Here is a 16,081-nt window from a genome sequence, read left to right as displayed (position 1 = left end):
CATGGATATCCGCAAACTGCAGCGCGTGATCGTCGACGCTCTCGAAGACATCAAGGCGCAAGACATCAAGGTGTTCAACACCAGCCACCTGACCGAACTGTTCGACCGCGTGATCGTCGCGTCCGGCACGTCGAACCGCCAGACCAAGGCGCTCGCGTCGAGCGTGCGCGACAAGGTCAAGGAAGCCGGCGGCGACATCGTCAGCTCCGAGGGCGAAGACACCGGCGAATGGGTGCTGGTCGACTGCGGCGACGCAGTCGTGCACATCCTGCAGCCGGCGCTGCGCCAGTACTACAACCTCGAGGAAATCTGGGGCGACAAGCCCGTGCGGATGAAGCTCGGCGGCGGCAAGGCCCCGAACGGCTTCGCGACGGCCAGCGACGAAGAAGACGACGACGAGGAAGCCGCGCCCGCACGCCCGGCGCGCAAGACGGCGGCCCGCCGCCGCTGACGCGTCGTGACGTCCAGATGAAGCTTTTCATCCTCGCGGTCGGCCACAAGATGCCCGGCTGGATCGCATCCGGCTTCGACGAATACACGAAGCGGATGCCGCCCGAGCTGCGCATCGAGCTGCGCGAGATCAAGCCCGAGCTGCGTTCGGGCGGCCGTAGCGCGGAAAGCGTGATGGCCGCCGAGCGGCAGAAGATCGAGGCTGCGCTGCCGAAGGGCGCGCGCATCGTCGCGCTCGACGAGCGCGGCCGCGACTGGACCACGATGCAGCTCGCGCAGGCGCTGCCCGGCTGGCAGCAGGACGGCCGCGACGTCGCGTTCGTGATTGGCGGCGCCGACGGGCTCGATCCGGAGCTGAAGGCGCGCGCCGACGTGCTGCTGCGCATCTCGAGCATGACGCTGCCGCACGGGATGGTGCGCGTGCTGCTCGCCGAACAGCTTTACCGGGCGTGGAGCATCACGCAGAATCACCCTTATCACCGCGCATGACGCGTCGTCCTCGGGACGCGCGCCGCGCGCGCTCAACGAGATAACGACACCATGCCGTCCAGCACGCCCTCCCAGCTTTTTCCGACCCCGCTTTTCCAGACGCTTTACCTCGCTTCGCAAAGCCCGCGCCGCCAGGAGCTGCTGCAGCAGATCGGCGTGCGCTTCGAATTGCTGCTGCCGCGCCCCGACGAAGACGCCGAAGCGCTCGAAGCCGAACTGCCCGGTGAAGCCGCCGCTGCGTACGTGCAGCGCGTGACCGTCGCGAAGGCGGAAGCCGCGCGCGCGCGTCTCGTCGTGAGCGGCAAGCCCGCCGCGCCCGTGCTGGTGGCGGACACCACCGTGACGATCGACGGCGCGATCCTCGGCAAGCCGGCCGACGCCGACGACGCGCTCGCGATGCTGACCCGGCTCGCCGGTCGCGACCACGAAGTGCTGACCGCCGTCGCCGTGATCGGCGCCGACGGAGAACTGCTGCCGCCCGCGCTGTCGCGCTCGTCGGTCCGCTTCGCCGCCGCGCCGCGCGACGCATTCGAGCGTTACGTCGAAACCCGCGAGCCGTTCGGCAAGGCGGGCGCGTACGCGATCCAGGGGCGCGCGGCCGAATTCATCGAGCGAATCGACGGGTCCCATTCGGGTATCATGGGTCTGCCCCTTTTTGAGACTGCCGCGTTGCTGCGCACCGCGCGCGTCGCCTTCTGAATCGCACCATGAACGAAGAAATCCTGATCAACCTCACGCCGCAGGAAACACGCGTCGCACTCGTGCAGCAAGGCGCGGTGCAGGAGCTTCACGTCGAGCGCACGCTGTCGCGCGGACGGGTCGGCAACATCTATCTCGGCAAGGTCGTGCGCGTGCTGCCCGGCATGCAGTCGGCGTTCATCGACATCGGCCTCGAGCGCGCGGCGTTCCTGCACGTCGCCGACATCTGGCATCCGCGTCTCGCGGGCGAGCCGCAGTCGAGCGCGCCGCACCAGCCGATCGAGAAGACCGTGTTCGAAGGCCAGACGCTGATGGTCCAGGTGATCAAGGACCCGATCGGCACCAAGGGCGCGCGGCTGTCGACGCAAGTCAGCATCGCGGGCCGCACGCTCGTCTACCTGCCGCAGGAGCCGCACATCGGCATCTCGCAGAAGATCGAGAGCGAGGCCGAGCGCGAGGCGGTGCGTGCGCGGCTGACCGCCGTGATCCCGCCGGACGAGAAAGGCGGCTACATCGTGCGCACGATCGCCGAGGACGCGACCTCCGACGAACTGGCCGGCGACGTCACCTACCTGCGCAAGACCTGGGCGACGATCGTCGCTCAGGCGCAGCGGCTGCCGGCGACGAGCCTGCTGTACCAGGATCTCGATCTCGCGCAGCGCGTGCTGCGCGATTTCGCGAACGACGACACGACGCGCATCCAGGTCGACTCGCGCGAGACGTACCAGCGCCTGTCGGAATTCGCGGGCGAGTTCACGCCGGCCGTGAGCCCGAAGCTGCATCACTACACCGGCGAGCGGCCGCTGTTCGACCTGTACAACATCGAGACGGAGATCCAGCGCGCGCTGTCGCGCCGCGTCGACCTGAAGTCGGGCGGCTACCTGATGATCGACCAGACCGAGGCGATGACCACCATCGACGTGAACACCGGCGGCTACGTCGGTGCGCGCAACTTCGACGACACGATCTTCAAGACCAACCTCGAGGCCGCGCATACGATCGCGCGGCAGCTGCGGCTGCGCAACCTCGGCGGGATCATCATCATCGACTTCATCGACATGGAGAACGCCGAGCATCGCGACGCGGTGCTGTCCGAGCTGAAGAAGGCGCTGTCGCGCGATCGTACGCGCGTGACGGTCAACGGCTTCTCGCAGCTCGGGCTCGTCGAGATGACGCGCAAGCGCACGCGCGAGTCGCTCGCGCACGTGCTGTGCGAGCCGTGCCCGACGTGCCAGGGCAAGGGCCAGGTGAAGACATCGCGCACGGTGTGCTACGACATCCTGCGCGAGATCCTGCGCGAGTCGCGGCAGTTCAACCCGCGCGAGTTCCGCGTGATCGCCGCGCAGCAGGTGATCGACCTGTTCCTCGACGAGGAATCGCAGCATCTCGCGATGCTGATCGACTTCATCGGCAAGCCGGTGTCGCTGCAGGTCGAGTCGAACCTGAGCCAGGAACAGTACGACATCGTGCTGATGTAACGGTGCGTCCTTGTGCGGTTGCGCGATTCCTGCCCGGTGCGGCACGGCTTTCGCGCAACCCGCATGCATCGCCGAACGGCTATTCGTCGCGCGTTGCTTTCCGTGCGAAGCGCTCGATTGCGTCGGTATCCCATCGGCCGAGACGCATCGCTTCTTCCAGCATGCCGAGCGTAAGCGGTACGCGCGGCGGCTTACGGTAACGCTCCGAAAACAGCGCGAGAAACGTCGTCACCATGTCTTGGCCCTCAGGACCGAAGTAGCGGTCGTAGGGGAATTCAGCGGCATGCACGCCGAACGTTTCTGCCCATTTGTCGATGAACTCGACTGCGTCGACTCCCGTCACGCCCAGATCCTCTTCGAGGCGCGACAATGGTTCGATCCTCAGCTGACCGCCGAATAACGGTCGACCCAGCTCTTCACGCGTGAATCAGGCCAGCTTTTCCCACATATCGGTCGGCACGATCAGAACACCCTGTCTTCTGGTTTAGCGACGGCCCACGAGATCATCGAACCCGAAGCGGGCATGGATCTCGCCGACTGCAACCCAGAAAAACAGATCCCGCGGCGTGAGATCCTCACGCCCCTCGTACGAATAGCGATTGTCCGACATACGGCCCTCGTGGTGGTTCGCATGACCGCAGACCTTAGCAAAGCCGAACGCGCTCGCCATCCCTGTATCATTCGGTCAAGCGCGCAATAGGCCGCTTGACCAGGCCGCACGGCGAAGAGCGCATCGCGCAATTGTTCAAGAACAGTTTCGGGAACGGTCCCGCGATACGCCCTCTTCCACCTCCAGCCTCGCCCATGCCGCACGTCGACAGGGTGCCCGCGCCATCCGCCGCGCTATCCTTTCTCACCTCTTGTTCATTCACCACACACCATGAGCCAACGCCATAACCGCCGCCAGCGCAAGAAACTCCACATCGCCGAATTCCAGGAACTCGCGTTCAACGCGACCGCGCAATACCGCAACGAGCTGTCCGACCTCGAGCGCGGCCAGCTGATCGATTCGTTCATCGATTTCGTCGAAGCGAACGGTCTGCTCACCGTCGCGTCCGCGGACGAAGGGATCGGCGCGTACGTGATCTCCGCCGCGCCGCGCGGCACCACGACCGACGCCGACCGCGAGAGCGTGCGTGCATGGCTCGCCGCACGCCCCGAGCTGACCGACGTCCAGGTCAGCGAATTCACCGACGCGTGGTATCCGGAGGCCTGAGCGCCCGGCTTCCGCGTATCACGAGCAGTACGCGCCGGCCCGCCATGATGGCGGGCCGCGCCCCTCTCCCGCCTGCACGCCCCCACCGTTCCGCCCCGTCCCGAGCACCCGCCGCGCCGCGCCGCCCACACGATTCGCATCGCGTCGACCGTGATTACCCCGAGTTCGGCAGTGAATCGGACGCTTACTTCAATTTAACGATCATTAAAAGACGTCTTCCGTCGACACGCCTACTCTGCTCGCAAGGAATCCGCTGATCACGGCACGATCCGCAAGCAAGACGAAAGAATGCAAATCGCTCGTCCTGCACGCAATTCGGGTTCCGATACAGGCGAAAACGCGACACGGCGACAGGTCGATCAGGGAGACAACAACGATGCACCCGACGCTTCATTTCCGCGACGACGACACATCGGCGCGCACGAAGGCCGCCTGACCATTTCCAGAACAGAGACGAGGACGACATGAACACGCCCATCAATCAAGCAGGATTCCGAACGATCATGATCGCGGCCGGCGCCGCGGCGCTGATGTCGCTGTCCGCCTGCGGCGGCTCCGGCACGCTGAGCCAGGGCACCGGCGGCTCCGGATCGGGCTCGGGCGACACGACTGCGTCGACGGGCGGCACCAGCAACGGCAGCGGTTCCGGCGGCACGTCGGCCAGACGGCCGACGCGTCGAGCAACATCGTGACGGCCGCGGGCGGCGCCGTCTCGGGCGTCGGCACGACGATCGCGGCCCAGTCGCTGCCCGGCACGAACGCAGCGACGACGCAGGGGCTCGGCACCGTCGTGCAGGATGCGGGCGCGGCGGTCTCGACGCTCGGCACCGGCATCGGCTCGGGTCTCGGCCAGCTGGGTGCATCGTCGAATCCGGTCGGCACGACGGTCGCGAGCACGGGCGGCGTGGTCACGCATCTCGGCGACGCGGTCGCCGCCACGGGCGGTGTCGTCTCGAGCCTCGGCGCGAGCGGTTCGGCGCTGGCGCCGCTCGCGCCCGTTACGTCGCCGGTCGGCGGCGCCGTCACCACGCTCGGCAACACGATCGCCGGCGGCGGCGCGACGCTCGGCACGCAACTGTCGAGCGGCCCGGTCGCCCAGGTCACGGGCGCTGCCAGCTCGGCGATCACGCCGATCACGTCGACGGTCGGCTCGCTCACGCAGACGGTCGCGGCAAGCACGCCGCTCGGCGTACCGGTCACGAACCTCGTGACGACCGTCGGCAACGGCGTCGCGAACGCCGGCACGACGATCGCGAAGACGGGCAACAATCCGCTCACGACCGGCGTCGGCAACGTCGTGACGGCCACCGGCAACACGGTGGCAACCGCGGGCACGGCGCTGCTCGGCGGCGGCGCGGCGACGAGCCCGCTCTCCCCGGTGACGGGGCTCCTGTCGACGGGGGCACTCGGCGGCGCGTCCGGCGGCAGCAATCCGATCGGCGCACTGACGTCGGCGGTCGGCACCGTGACGAACGCCACCGGCAGCACGCCCGCAGGCGGCCTGACGGGCGGCAGCGGCGCCGGCGCGCTGTCGAAGACGGGCGGCGGCTTGCTCGCGCCGGTGACGACGGCGCTCGGCGCACTGGCCAAGTAACGGCACCGCGCGCGGCGCCCGTACCGTCGTCGACGGTCGGGCGCCGCTGCCGTCGCGGCGGCCCGCTTGCCCGTCATCTTTCGGGTCGCACCTTCTTCCACCACCGGCGCCCCGCTCCACCATCCCGCTCCGCACGCTGCTGCAAAAAGCCGCAGAAATCGGGTCCTGAAAGGAAGACACGTTAAACTCTCACCTCGCGTGGTGCGCCGCCCGCACCCGCCATCCATCGCCAGCCGCGTGCTTTCGTGCGCGCCACCGACCCATGGAGTGAGTGTCAATGAGCGGCGGACTTCCGTTTCCCGCATCCCGCATGTCGCCCCCGTCTTCGACGGTCCTGCTGATTCTCGCCGCCGCGCTGCTGTCCGGCTGCGGGCTGCTGCCGACGCAGAATCCGCCCGCGCCGATCAGCGAGGCGCTCGTCGAGCCCGTCGAGGAAACCGCCGGCGAGCCGCTCACGATGCCGCCCGTGCCGCCGCTCGTGCACCCGGAGGAGCCGGAGGCGCCGAAAAAGCCGCACCGCGAGGTCACGCGCCCGAAGCCGGTGCAGCGCCCCGAATCGCCGACGCCGGCGCCCCCGCCGCCGCCCCCGCTCGTCGCGACCCGCTCGCTCGACCGCACCCAGATCCACGCGCTGCTCGACAGCGAAGTCGCGCGCCGCAACGGTAAGGTGATCGGCCGCGCGGTCGACATGGTGACCGACGCGAGCGGCAAGCCGCGCGAGATGATCGTCAACCTGCAGGGTTTCATGGGCGTCGGCGACCGCAAGGTCATCTTCCCGTGGAATGTGTTCCGCTTCACGCCGGGCGGCAAACAGGAGCCGATCGTGCTCGACGTGCCGTCGGGCGAGCTGCCGCCGGCCGCGCGGCCCAAGGCCGTGCCGCTGTCGGGTTCGGCCGCGGCGTCGCCCGCGACGCGACTGCCGCTGCTCGACAGCGACGTCGAGCGCCCGAACGGCACGAAGATCGGCCGCGTCGTCGACGTCCTGATCGATCGCGCCGCGCAGCCGCAGGCTGTCGTGCTCGATCTCGGCGGCCTCGTCAATACCGATCGCCGCTCGATCGCCGCTAGCTGGGGCGCGTTGCGCTTCGTCACGCGCGACAAGGCGCTGCATCCGCAGCTCGACCTGAACGACGCACAGATCAAGGCATCGCCGCCGTACGCGGCCGACAAGCCGATCGTCGCGGTCTTCCCGCCCGTTGCCCCCGCACCGGCTTCCTCTGCGAGTACGACCCGATGACGATCAAGCATTCCGTCACCGCTCGCAGTCTGCGGTCCCTCGACTGGCTCAACTTCTTCGTCGCAAACGTTCAAACCGGATTCGGTCCGTTCATTGCGTCCTACCTCGCATCGCACAAATGGACGCAGGGCGAAATCGGCATGGTGCTGTCGATCGGCACGATCAGCGCGATGGTCAGCCAGGTGCCCGGCGGCGCGGCCGTCGATGCGCTGAAGAACAAGAAAGCCGCGGCCGCGTGGGCGATCGCGGCGATCATCCTGTCCGCGGTGCTGCTCGCGTCAAGCCCGACGATCGTGCCGGTGATCGCGGCCGAAGTGTTCCACGGCTTCGCGAGCTGCATGCTCGTGCCGGCGATGGCCGCGATCTCGTTCTCGCTGGTCGGGCGCGCGGATCTCGGCGACCGGCTCGGCCGCAACGCGCGCTGGGCATCGATCGGCAGCGCGGTCGCCGCGGGCCTGATGGGGCTCACCGGCGAGTATTTCTCCGCACGCGCGGTGTTCTGGCTGACTGCCGTACTCGCGTTGCCGGCGCTGTTCGCGCTCGCGATGATCCAGCCGACGCACGAAGTGATCCCGCACAAGTCGAAGCCCGACGATCACGACCATCGCGACGAAGGCGAGCAACGCGAAACGCTGCTCGAACTGCTGCGCGATCGCCGGATGCTGATCTTCGCGGCGTGCGTGGTGCTGTTCCACCTGTCGAACGCGGCGATGCTCAACCTCGCGGCCGGCGAAGTGACGGCCGGGATGGGCGAGAACGTGCAGCTCGTGATCGCGGCCTGCATCATCGTGCCGCAGGCGATCGTCGCGATGCTGTCGCCGTGGGTCGGCCGCTCCGCGCAACGCTGGGGGCGCCGGCCGATCCTGCTGCTCGGCTTCTCGGCGCTGCCGGTACGCGCATTGCTGTTCGCGGGCGTGAGCAGCCCGTACCTGCTGGTGCCGGTGCAGATGCTCGACGGCATCAGCGCGGCGGTGTTCGGCGTGATGCTGCCGCTGATCGCGGCCGACGTCGCGGGCGGCAAGGGGCGCTACAACCTGTGCATCGGGCTGTTCGGGCTCGCGGCCGGGATCGGCGCGACGCTCAGCACGGCCGTGGCCGGCTATGTCGCCGATCACTTCGGCAATGCGACTAGCTTCTTCGGGCTCGCCGGTGCCGGCGCGCTCGCGGTGCTGCTGGTCTGGCTCGTGATGCCGGAAACGCGCGTCGAGAACGGCGACGCGCCCACGGACGAGCCGGCCGCCGCATCGCCCGAACGGGCACGCTGACGCAGTCGCACCGACAACCGCTTCCCGACCGACGAACGATGGATACGATCAGGACCCTCAACGAAGCGCGCCAGCAGATCCAGCAGTCGATCTTCGATCTGTTCAAGGGGCTCTCGTTCAGCGAACGGCTCGCGCAAGGCGCGCTGATGGCGGTGCAGGCCGTCTGCGGCGCGTGCCTCGCGTATGCGATCGGCCGCGCGCTGCACACCGAGCAGGCCGTATGGGCGGCCATCACCGCGATCGCCGTCACGCAGCACAACTACTCGGACACGATGTCGCTGTCGCGCGACCAGTTCATCGGCGCGATGGTCGGCGGCTTGCTCGGCTTCGCCGGCGCGGCGCTCGGCGGCGATCGCCTCGTTGCCTACGCAATCACCGTCGCGATCGTGATCGTCAGCTGCTGGTGCCTGAACGTCGGCAGCGCGGCACGACTCGGCGGCGTGACCGCGACGATCGTGCTGCTGTTTCCGGGCAACGGCCCGCTCTGGGACATTCCGCTGATGCGGCTCGGCGAGGTCGCGCTCGGTACCGTCTGCGCGCTGGCCGTGTGCTGGGCGATGTCGCGGATCGAGCGACGCTGGGTCCGCCGGACGGCGGCCAAATGACGCGACGGCCGGGCACCTGCCCGGCCGCCGGATGAAGGATCGAACGACGCGTTACGGGCCGACGCGCAACACGACGCCCGAGCCGATCTGCACGAGCAGGTAGTCGCCGCCGACGCCGACCCAGTGATAGCCGCGCGGCGGCGGGCTTAGGTGGTAGCCGCGCCAGTCGTCGACCACGTACTGGCGATCGCGGAATTCGTAGGGAAGCCGGTCGCCCCGGTGCCAGTCGCGATGCGGCTGGTCGGCCCAGCGCTGCGGGACGTCGTCGTCGCGATGCATCGCGTCGCCGTGCGACATGTGCTGCGGGCCATGGCCGCGGTGCATGCCGCGGCCGCCGTGATTGTCGTGCCTGTCGTCGTTGCCGTGATCCTGCGCCAGCGCGACCGGCGCTGCGAAGCCCGCAGCGATCAGTGCGGCCAGCATCATTGCGTGCGTCTTCTTCATCGTTCGTCCCTCCGGGTTGTCACGTCGAACCAGAAACGACTGCACCTGCCCGATGAAGACTAGCACACGCGCGCACACCGGCGTCACGCGGCCTGCTGCTGGTACTGGATCCGGTGCAGGTGCGCGTACAGCCCGCCGTGGCGCAGCAGTTCGTCGTGGCTGCCCTCCTCGACGATCTTGCCGGACTCGAGCACGAGGATCCGGTCCGCGCGCTCGATGGTCGACAGCCGGTGCGCGATCACGAGCGTCGTACGGCCTTCCATCAACCGTTCGAGCGCCGCCTGCACATGGCGCTCCGATTCCGAATCGAGCGCCGAGGTTGCCTCGTCGAGAATCAGGATCGGCGCGTCCTTGTAGATCGCACGCGCAATCGCGAGCCGCTGCCGCTGGCCGCCCGACAAGCGCATCCCATTGCCGCCGACCAGCGTGTCGAGCCCGTCGGGCATCGCGGCGACCGCATCGGCGAGGTTCGCGGCCTCGAGCGCGGCCTGCACGCGCGCGCGGTCGGGCGTCTGCCCGTACGCGACGTTCGCGGCGATCGTGTCGTTGAACAGCACGACGTCCTGGCTGACCATCGCCATCTGGCCGCGCAGCGCGTGGAGGTCGTAGTCGGCCACCGGCACGCCGTCGACGAGGATCGCGCCGCCGGTCGGGTCGAAGAAGCGCGGCAGCAGGTTCACGAGCGTCGTCTTGCCGCTGCCGGACGGCCCCGCGAGCGCGATCATCTCGCCGGGCGCGACCTTGAACGAAATGCGGTCGAGCGTCGGCCGCTCGGCCGCGCCGTAATCGAACGTCACGTCGCGGAACTCGATCTCGCCGCGCGCGTGCGGCAACGCGCGGCCGCCGCCCTGCGGCTCGGCCGGCTCGTCGATGAGCCCGAAGATCAGCTCGGCGGCCGTCATCCCGCGCTGCAGCGGCTGGTTCACGTCGATCAGGTGCTTGAGCGGAGAAATCACCAGCAGCATCGACGTGACGAACGCGACGAAGCCGCCGACCGTCGTCTGGTCGTTGCTCGACTGCACGACCGCGATCGTGATCACGACCGCGAGCGCGATCGACGCGAGGAACTGCGTGAGCGGCTGCGCGAGCCCGCCCGAGATCGTCATGCGCATCGCGTAGCCGCGCAGGCGCTTGCTCATCGTCGTGAAGCGGTCCATCTCGTACGCTTCGCCGTTGTGCACCTTGACGACCTTGTAGCCGCCGACCGTCTCCTCGACGATGTACGACAGCTCGTTGGTCAGCGTCTGGTGCTCGCGGTTCAGGCGGCGCAGCCGGCGGTTGATCTTGCTGACGAGCCAGCCGATGCCCGGCAGGATCACCGCGACGATCAGCGTGAGCCGCCAGTTCAGGTAGAACAGGTAGCCGAGCAGGAACACCACCGTCAGCGAGTCGCGCACGAGCGTGACCATCACGCCGGTCAGCACCGACAGGATCTGGTTGACCTCGAACACGATCGCGTTGATCACGGTGCTCGCGGTTTCGCGCTGGAAGAACGACGCGCCCGTGTGGAGCATCCGCTGGAACATCTCGAGCCGCAGCTGCAGCAGGATGCGGTTCGACACGTAGTTGAGCAGGTAATTCGACGCGTACTGCGATACGCCGCGCACGAGCGCGAGGCCGATCACCGCGATCGGCACGAACCATTTCGCGCGGTCGCTGCCGTGCGAGCCGAACCCGTGATCGAGCAGCGGCTTGAGCAGCGCCGGAATCCCGGCTTCCGTGGCCGCGACGACGCCCATCGTCATCACGGCGAGCACCACGATGCCGATGAGCGGCCGGATGTACGGCCACAGGCGCTTGAGGACCGTGACGGGCGACGTACTCGTGCCGTCCATCGGTTTGCGAAGAGTGTTCTGGGTTTCCAAGGCAATCCTTCTTGAGCCGCGACGCGGCGCCCGGAGCATGGGTGTCCGGGGGTTCGCCCCCGTCCGGCGGGTGCCGAAAAAGGCCCAACATTATAGCCGTACCGCCTGCGCCGGCACGGCCGCCGCCGAAGCGGCCGGCGGCCGCCGGCCGGCGCGCGGGTATACTGCCGCTCACCGTTTTCTCCGCCTTTTCGACGATTTTCATGGCAGAACCCACTCTCGGCGTCGCCCTCATCGCCCTCAATGCGGCCGCGCGGCTCGCGCAGTGCCTCGATGCGCTGGCCTTCGCCGACGACGTCGTCGTGATCGACGGCGGCAGCACCGACGATACCGTCGCGATCGCCCGCGCGCACGGCGCCCGCGTGATCGTGGAACGCGACTGGCCGGGCTTCGGCCCGCAGAAGAATCGCGCGCTCGACGCGCTCGACACCGACTGGATCCTGTCGCTCGATACCGACGAGGTGGTCAGCCCGGAACTCGCGCAATCGATCCGCGACGCGATCCGCGCGCCGGCCGCGCAGGTCTACGCGATCGACCGGCTGTCGAGCTTCTGCGGCCAGTGGATCCACCACAGCGGCTGGTATCCGGACTGGATCCCGCGCCTGTTCCGGCGCGGCGCGGCCCGCTTCTCCGACGATCTGGTGCACGAACGCCTCGTGTTCGACACGCCCGCGCAGCGGCTCTCCGGCAAGCTGATGCACTATTCGTACGAGGATTTCGAAACGGTCGTGCGCAAGCTCGATGCGTATTCGACCGCCGGCGCGCGCCAGCGCCGCGCGGCCGGCCAGCGCGGCGGCTTCGGCAAGGCGCTCGCGCGCGGCGCGTGGGCGTTCGTGCGGACCTACGTGCTGCGGCGCGGGTTTCTCGACGGCCGCGCGGGCTTCATGATCGCCGTGTTCAACGCGGAGACCGTCTACTACCGGTTCCTGAAGCTCGGCCACCAACCGGCCCGCTGAGCGCGCGCCGCGCTCGCACCGCCGGCATGCGCCCGGCCCGGCGTTACAATGCCGAGCTGCCCGCGCACCCTCCGCGCCCGCCCGAGGCGGCGCGCCACGCGCCGCCGCCACGACGACCACCGAATTCGACCGCCATGTTCTCCATCATCATCCCGACCTGGAACAACCTGCCGTACCTCAAGCTCGTCGTCGACAGCCTGCGCCGCCATTCCGCATACGACCACCAGATCATCGTGCACGTGAACGACGGCTCGGACGGCACGCTCGACTGGGTGCGCCACGAAGGCATCGAGCACACCGCGTCGCCGGCCAACATCGGCATCTGTCACGCGGTGAACCTGGCCGCCGCGCGCGCGACGCGCGACTACGTCGTCTACATGAACGATGACATGTACTGCTGCCCCGGCTGGGACGCGGCGCTCGTGCGGCGCATCGAGCAAATGCCGACCGATCTCTTCATGCTGTCCGGCACGATGGTCGAGCCGGTCGACACGCGCAACCCGTGCGTCGTCGTCAGCAATTTCGGCCGCGACGCCGAACAGTTCGACGCCGCGGGCCTCGTCGCGGCCACGCCGAAGCTTGCGCGCGCGGACTGGCTCGGCTCGACCTGGCCGCCGACGCTCGTGCATCGCGACTGGTGGAACCGCATCGGCGGCTATAGCAGCGAGCTGTCGCCCGGGATGAGCAGCGACAACGATTTCTCGATGAAATTCTGGGATGCCGGCTGCCGGATCTTCCTCGGCGTCGGCGACAGCCTCGTCTACCACTTCCAGCAGAAGAGCACGGGCAAGATCGTCAAGAACGACGGCCGCCGCCAGTTTCTCAACAAATGGGGCATGACGCAGGCCACGTTCGACCGCTATTACCTGCACCGCGGCGAGCCGGCCGGCTCGCGCATCGCGCTCGACACACCGGCCGTCGAAGGGCCGCTCAAGCGTGCGCTGCTGCGCTCGCGGATCAAGCGCGCATTCGGCTGATCGGGCCCCGGAAACGACACGGAAACGCACGCTGCTTCGCGTATACTGCGCGCTTCGCTCCGGGTGCCGCCGGGGCGCGCGGCGCGCGGCACGGTGCCCGCATGCCGCATTCGTCCATTCGACAGGTCCCGATGCTTTCGTTTTCGTCTCACGCCACGCGGCGCCTCACTGCGGCCCGCACCTTCGCCGTCATCGCGCTCTGCATGGTGCCCGTCTCGACCGCGCTGACCAACGTGTTCTGCGCGCTGTTCGCGGCCGCGCTGGTGATTTCCCCCGAATTCTGGCGCAACCTGCGCACGTTCGTCACCGAACCGGTGTCGCTCGCGGCGCTGCTGATCCTCGCGGCGCTGGCCGCGAGCGTCGCGTACACGGTCGCACCGCCCCCGAAGGCATGGAACTGGGTCGCCAAGTACGACAAGCTGCTGCTGGTGCCGTTTGCCGTCCTCGCGTTCCGCCATTCGAACTGGGCGCCGATCGTGCGGCGCGCGTGGTTCGGCACGCTGTGCGTGATCCTGCTGCTGTCGACCACCAACTATCTCGGGCTGACCGCGATCGGGCCCGCGCATTCGACCGAGCTGCCGTTGTCACGCGCGTGGGTGTTCAAGAACCACATCGCGGCCGGCATGTTCGGCGCGCTGCTGTTCTACCAGGCAGCCGACCTCGCGCTGTCGGCCAGCACCGTGCGCGCGCGTGCCGCGTATGCCGGCGTCGCCGCGTGGTCGCTGGTCAACGTGTTCGTGATGCTGCAGGGGCGCACCGGGCAGGTCATCGCGCTGCTGCTGATCCTCGTCGTCGCCGTGCGTTTCGTGCTGCTGCTGCGCCGCCAGTCCGCGCTGCGCGCAGGGCTCGCCGCCGGCGCGCTGGTGCTGGCCGGCGTCGCGCTCGTCGCGGCCGCGTGCACGGTGCACGACGGCCGGCTCGTGAAGGTCGTCTCCGAAGTGCAGCAGTATCGGCAGAGCGATGCGGCCACGTCGACCGGGCTGCGTCTCGAGTGGTACAAGAAGGGGCTCGAGCTGTATCGCGCGCGCCCGGTGTTCGGCTATGGCGCGGGCGGCCTCGAGTTCGAGTTCCAGAAGCTCGCGGCAGGCAAGACGGCGGCGGAAGGCCAGCTCACGTCGAATCCGCATAACGAGTACTTGCTGATGGCCGTGCAGCTCGGCGCGCTCGGCCTCGTGCTGTTCGTGAACCTGATCGTGCAGATCGCGCGCGGCAGCCGCGCGCTCGATCCGCGCTCCCGGCATTTGCTGCTCGGCTGGCTCGCGATCTTCGCGATCGGCAGTCTCGCGAATTCGCTGCTGCTCGATTTCGCGGAAGGACATCTGCTGGTGCTGCTCACCGGCATCCTGCTCGGCTGCGGCGAGCGCGGCGAAGCGCTGCCGCGCGAGACGTCGGCGATCCGGCGCAGCGCGTAACGCGTCACGCGTCCGCGCAAGACGATGCGACGCGCGGGCGCGGTCAGTCCGGCCGCGCGCGATGCAGCCGCGACGTGTCGACGACCGTGGCGGCCGCGCCCGGCGGATTCAGCCCGAGCATCTCGGCGGCCGCGGCCTTCACGCGCTGCGTACCGAGATTGACGAGGCAGTCGCTGCGGCTCTCGACATGACGCTCGCAGCCCTCGTGCCGGCACGGCACGCAGTCGCCCTCGCCCTGCAGCAGCCACACGTTGCCATGCCGCCCGGAGCCGCGCAGCGCCCACGGGTTCTCGGTCGCCGGCCAGTGCTGCGGCCACGGCCCCCAGCGCACCGGATCGGACGGACCGAACAGCGCGATCGTGTCGGTGCCGGTTGCGGCCGCGACGTGCGTCGCGCCCGTATCGGGCCCGATGAACAGCTTCGCGCGCCGCACGAGCTCCGCGCTTTCGCCGAACGTGAGGCGGCCGACCAGGTTCAGCACGTCGCCGCCCGCCATCGTCGCGACCTGCTCCGCGTACTCGCGCTCGCGATCGGCCGGGCCGCCCGACAACGCGATCGCAAACCCTTGCGCGCGCAACCATTCGATCATCTCGACCCAGCCTTCGAGCCGCCATTGCTTGTAGCGGAACATCGGATACGGGTGCAGCACGACGAGCGGCTTGCCGTCGCGGATCGCCGGCGATTCCGCGAGCCACGCGTCGAAGCGCGCGCGTCGCGCGGGATCGTTGCCGATGCCCGGCGCGACGACCTCCGACACCGGTTCGATGCCGATCACGGGCGCGAGCGCCAGCGTGCTGACGACCGTATGCGCGGATTCGTGGTGATTGATCGCGATTCCGTCGAGCATCATCCGCGTAAGCCACGTGACGCGATTCGGATCGACGAGGCCGACGCGCTTGCGACCGGCAAACCAGCTGTAGAAGCGCGGACGGTCGGAGCTCAGCGCCGCGCACGCGAGATCGTAGCGGCGCCACATCGACATCGCATCGCGCAGCCGCTCGCCGAACCCCGCGCGCTGCGCGACGACGATCACGCGCCGCACGTCCGGGTTGTGCTCCAGCACGCCTTCGGTGCCGCGGAATACCAGCATGTCGATCTGCGCGTCGGGCCAGCGCGCCTTCAGCGAACGCACGAGCGGCGTCGTCAGCAGCACGTCGCCGATACGGCGCGGGGCGGCGACGAGGATGGTTCTGGGCGGGCGGGCGGAAGAAAACAGGGCCACGGCAATCGTTCCGTCTAGCTGGCTGGACAAGGCTCGCAATGTACAGGATTTTGCGGCGGCCGGCGCGGCAGCGGCACGTTGCTAGCGGGCTTCGCCGGCCGGCGGCACGGGATCGCCGGGCAGGCCCGCCGCGTCGGCCCGCGGCGCGTGCGCTCGCCGTGCCGGCGCGGCC

The 16,081-nt window shown here is 68.8% G+C and carries 16 protein-coding genes and 1 pseudogene; 12 read left to right on the top strand and 5 right to left on the bottom strand.

Going from position 1 to position 16,081, the window contains the following annotated elements; genetic code table 11:
• Position 1: 1 nt before the first annotated feature.
• Genes rsfS through rng form a run of 4 tightly spaced genes read left to right on the top strand, consistent with a single transcriptional unit; the run spans position 2 to position 3,116 of the window.
• Complete coding sequence (gene rsfS, locus O1Q03_RS22105) at positions 2–451, top strand: ribosome silencing factor (protein ID WP_269506114.1); 450 nt, start codon at positions 2–4, stop codon at positions 449–451.
• A 17-nt stretch (positions 452–468) separates the two neighbouring features.
• Positions 469–939 (top strand): 23S rRNA (pseudouridine(1915)-N(3))-methyltransferase RlmH, encoded by a 471-nt coding sequence (gene rlmH, locus O1Q03_RS22100; protein WP_059468149.1) that lies wholly within the window; start codon positions 469–471, stop codon positions 937–939.
• Between the two features lie 51 nt (positions 940–990).
• Complete coding sequence (locus O1Q03_RS22095) at positions 991–1,638, top strand: Maf family protein (RefSeq protein ID WP_269506112.1); 648 nt, start codon at positions 991–993, stop codon at positions 1,636–1,638.
• Between the two features lie 8 nt (positions 1,639–1,646).
• Entirely contained in the window at positions 1,647–3,116 is a 1,470-nt protein-coding gene (gene rng / locus O1Q03_RS22090; protein WP_269506110.1) for a ribonuclease G, read from the top strand.
• Positions 3,117–3,195: 79 nt separating this feature from the next.
• Here the strand turns inward: rng and O1Q03_RS22085 are convergent, their stop codons facing one another.
• Both O1Q03_RS22085 and O1Q03_RS22080 read right to left on the bottom strand, forming a co-directional pair.
• On the bottom strand, positions 3,196–3,528 hold the full coding sequence (locus O1Q03_RS22085; protein WP_269506216.1) for a DUF1493 family protein: 333 nt from the start codon (positions 3,526–3,528) through the stop codon (positions 3,196–3,198).
• Between the two features lie 72 nt (positions 3,529–3,600).
• Positions 3,601–3,786, bottom strand: coding sequence for a hypothetical protein (locus O1Q03_RS22080; protein WP_269506108.1), 186 nt, complete (start codon positions 3,784–3,786; stop codon positions 3,601–3,603).
• A 210-nt stretch (positions 3,787–3,996) separates the two neighbouring features.
• Here O1Q03_RS22080 and O1Q03_RS22075 point away from each other — a divergent pair, with 210 nt between their 5' ends.
• The 5 genes and pseudogenes from O1Q03_RS22075 (at position 3,997) to O1Q03_RS22055 (ending at position 9,033) form a co-directional block, all read left to right on the top strand.
• Positions 3,997–4,332 carry a YggL family protein gene (locus O1Q03_RS22075; RefSeq protein ID WP_269506107.1) on the top strand — a complete coding sequence of 112 codons (336 nt, stop codon included), beginning with the start codon at positions 3,997–3,999 and terminating at the stop codon, positions 4,330–4,332.
• Positions 4,333–4,796: 464 nt separating this feature from the next.
• Positions 4,797–5,926, top strand: a pseudogene (locus O1Q03_RS22070) (collagen-like triple helix repeat-containing protein).
• A 277-nt stretch (positions 5,927–6,203) separates the two neighbouring features.
• Complete coding sequence (locus O1Q03_RS22065; RefSeq protein WP_269506105.1) at positions 6,204–7,163, top strand: PRC-barrel domain containing protein; 960 nt, start codon at positions 6,204–6,206, stop codon at positions 7,161–7,163.
• Positions 7,160–8,428: an MFS transporter gene (locus O1Q03_RS22060; RefSeq protein ID WP_269506104.1), complete on the top strand. Its 1,269-nt coding sequence runs from the start codon at positions 7,160–7,162 to the stop codon at positions 8,426–8,428. Before O1Q03_RS22065 ends, O1Q03_RS22060 begins: the two co-directional genes overlap by 4 nt.
• A 38-nt stretch (positions 8,429–8,466) precedes the next feature.
• Entirely contained in the window at positions 8,467–9,033 is a 567-nt protein-coding gene (locus O1Q03_RS22055) for an FUSC family protein (protein WP_269506102.1), read from the top strand.
• A 51-nt stretch (positions 9,034–9,084) separates the two neighbouring features.
• Here the strand turns inward: O1Q03_RS22055 and O1Q03_RS22050 are convergent, their stop codons facing one another.
• Both O1Q03_RS22050 and msbA read right to left on the bottom strand, forming a co-directional pair.
• A complete protein-coding gene (locus O1Q03_RS22050; RefSeq protein ID WP_269506101.1) occupies positions 9,085–9,477 on the bottom strand; it encodes an RcnB family protein in 393 nt (130 codons plus the stop codon).
• 83 nt (positions 9,478–9,560) lie between these two features.
• Positions 9,561–11,312, bottom strand: a complete 1,752-nt coding sequence (gene msbA, locus O1Q03_RS22045; protein WP_269506100.1) for a lipid A export permease/ATP-binding protein MsbA — start codon at positions 11,310–11,312, stop codon at positions 9,561–9,563.
• Between the two features lie 233 nt (positions 11,313–11,545).
• On the opposite strand from msbA, the gene O1Q03_RS22040 reads away from it, so the two are divergent.
• The 3 genes from O1Q03_RS22040 to O1Q03_RS22030 all read left to right on the top strand — a co-directional run bounded on the left by O1Q03_RS22040 (position 11,546) and on the right by O1Q03_RS22030 (position 14,687).
• Positions 11,546–12,298 carry a glycosyltransferase family 2 protein gene (locus O1Q03_RS22040; protein ID WP_269506098.1) on the top strand — a complete coding sequence of 251 codons (753 nt, stop codon included), beginning with the start codon at positions 11,546–11,548 and terminating at the stop codon, positions 12,296–12,298.
• Between the two features lie 134 nt (positions 12,299–12,432).
• Positions 12,433–13,275: a glycosyltransferase family 2 protein gene (locus tag O1Q03_RS22035; RefSeq protein WP_269506097.1), complete on the top strand. Its 843-nt coding sequence runs from the start codon at positions 12,433–12,435 to the stop codon at positions 13,273–13,275.
• Between the two features lie 131 nt (positions 13,276–13,406).
• Positions 13,407–14,687 (top strand): O-antigen ligase family protein, encoded by a 1,281-nt coding sequence (locus tag O1Q03_RS22030; protein ID WP_269506096.1) that lies wholly within the window; start codon positions 13,407–13,409, stop codon positions 14,685–14,687.
• A 43-nt stretch (positions 14,688–14,730) separates the two neighbouring features.
• Here the strand turns inward: O1Q03_RS22030 and O1Q03_RS22025 are convergent, their stop codons facing one another.
• Complete coding sequence (locus O1Q03_RS22025; protein WP_269506095.1) at positions 14,731–15,909, bottom strand: glycosyltransferase family 9 protein; 1,179 nt, start codon at positions 15,907–15,909, stop codon at positions 14,731–14,733.
• Between the last annotated feature and the right edge of the window lie 172 nt (positions 15,910–16,081).

The sequence above is a fragment of the Burkholderia sp. IMCC1007 genome, assembly GCF_027257875.1.
Taxonomy (GTDB): domain Bacteria; phylum Pseudomonadota; class Gammaproteobacteria; order Burkholderiales; family Burkholderiaceae; genus Burkholderia.
The sequence above is the reverse complement of the archived record's forward strand: the minus strand, read 5'-3'. Positions and strand labels throughout refer to the sequence as shown.

Excerpts from the sequence above, each read along its gene's own strand:
- rsfS (WP_269506114.1), top strand. The coding sequence starts at position 2 with ATGGATATCCGCAAACTGCAGCGCGTGATCGTCGACGCTCTCGAAGAC.
- rlmH (WP_059468149.1), top strand. The coding sequence starts at position 469 with ATGAAGCTTTTCATCCTCGCGGTCGGCCACAAGATGCCCGGCTGGATC.
- O1Q03_RS22095 (WP_269506112.1), top strand. The coding sequence starts at position 991 with ATGCCGTCCAGCACGCCCTCCCAGCTTTTTCCGACCCCGCTTTTCCAG.
- rng (WP_269506110.1), top strand. The coding sequence starts at position 1,647 with ATGAACGAAGAAATCCTGATCAACCTCACGCCGCAGGAAACACGCGTC.
- O1Q03_RS22080 (WP_269506108.1), bottom strand. The coding sequence starts at position 3,786 with ATGGCGAGCGCGTTCGGCTTTGCTAAGGTCTGCGGTCATGCGAACCAC.
- O1Q03_RS22075 (WP_269506107.1), top strand. The coding sequence starts at position 3,997 with ATGAGCCAACGCCATAACCGCCGCCAGCGCAAGAAACTCCACATCGCC.
- O1Q03_RS22065 (WP_269506105.1), top strand. The coding sequence starts at position 6,204 with ATGAGCGGCGGACTTCCGTTTCCCGCATCCCGCATGTCGCCCCCGTCT.
- O1Q03_RS22060 (WP_269506104.1), top strand. The coding sequence starts at position 7,160 with ATGACGATCAAGCATTCCGTCACCGCTCGCAGTCTGCGGTCCCTCGAC.
- O1Q03_RS22055 (WP_269506102.1), top strand. The coding sequence starts at position 8,467 with ATGGATACGATCAGGACCCTCAACGAAGCGCGCCAGCAGATCCAGCAG.
- O1Q03_RS22050 (WP_269506101.1), bottom strand. The coding sequence starts at position 9,477 with ATGAAGAAGACGCACGCAATGATGCTGGCCGCACTGATCGCTGCGGGC.
- msbA (WP_269506100.1), bottom strand. The coding sequence starts at position 11,312 with ATGGACGGCACGAGTACGTCGCCCGTCACGGTCCTCAAGCGCCTGTGG.
- O1Q03_RS22040 (WP_269506098.1), top strand. The coding sequence starts at position 11,546 with ATGGCAGAACCCACTCTCGGCGTCGCCCTCATCGCCCTCAATGCGGCC.
- O1Q03_RS22035 (WP_269506097.1), top strand. The coding sequence starts at position 12,433 with ATGTTCTCCATCATCATCCCGACCTGGAACAACCTGCCGTACCTCAAG.
- O1Q03_RS22030 (WP_269506096.1), top strand. The coding sequence starts at position 13,407 with ATGCTTTCGTTTTCGTCTCACGCCACGCGGCGCCTCACTGCGGCCCGC.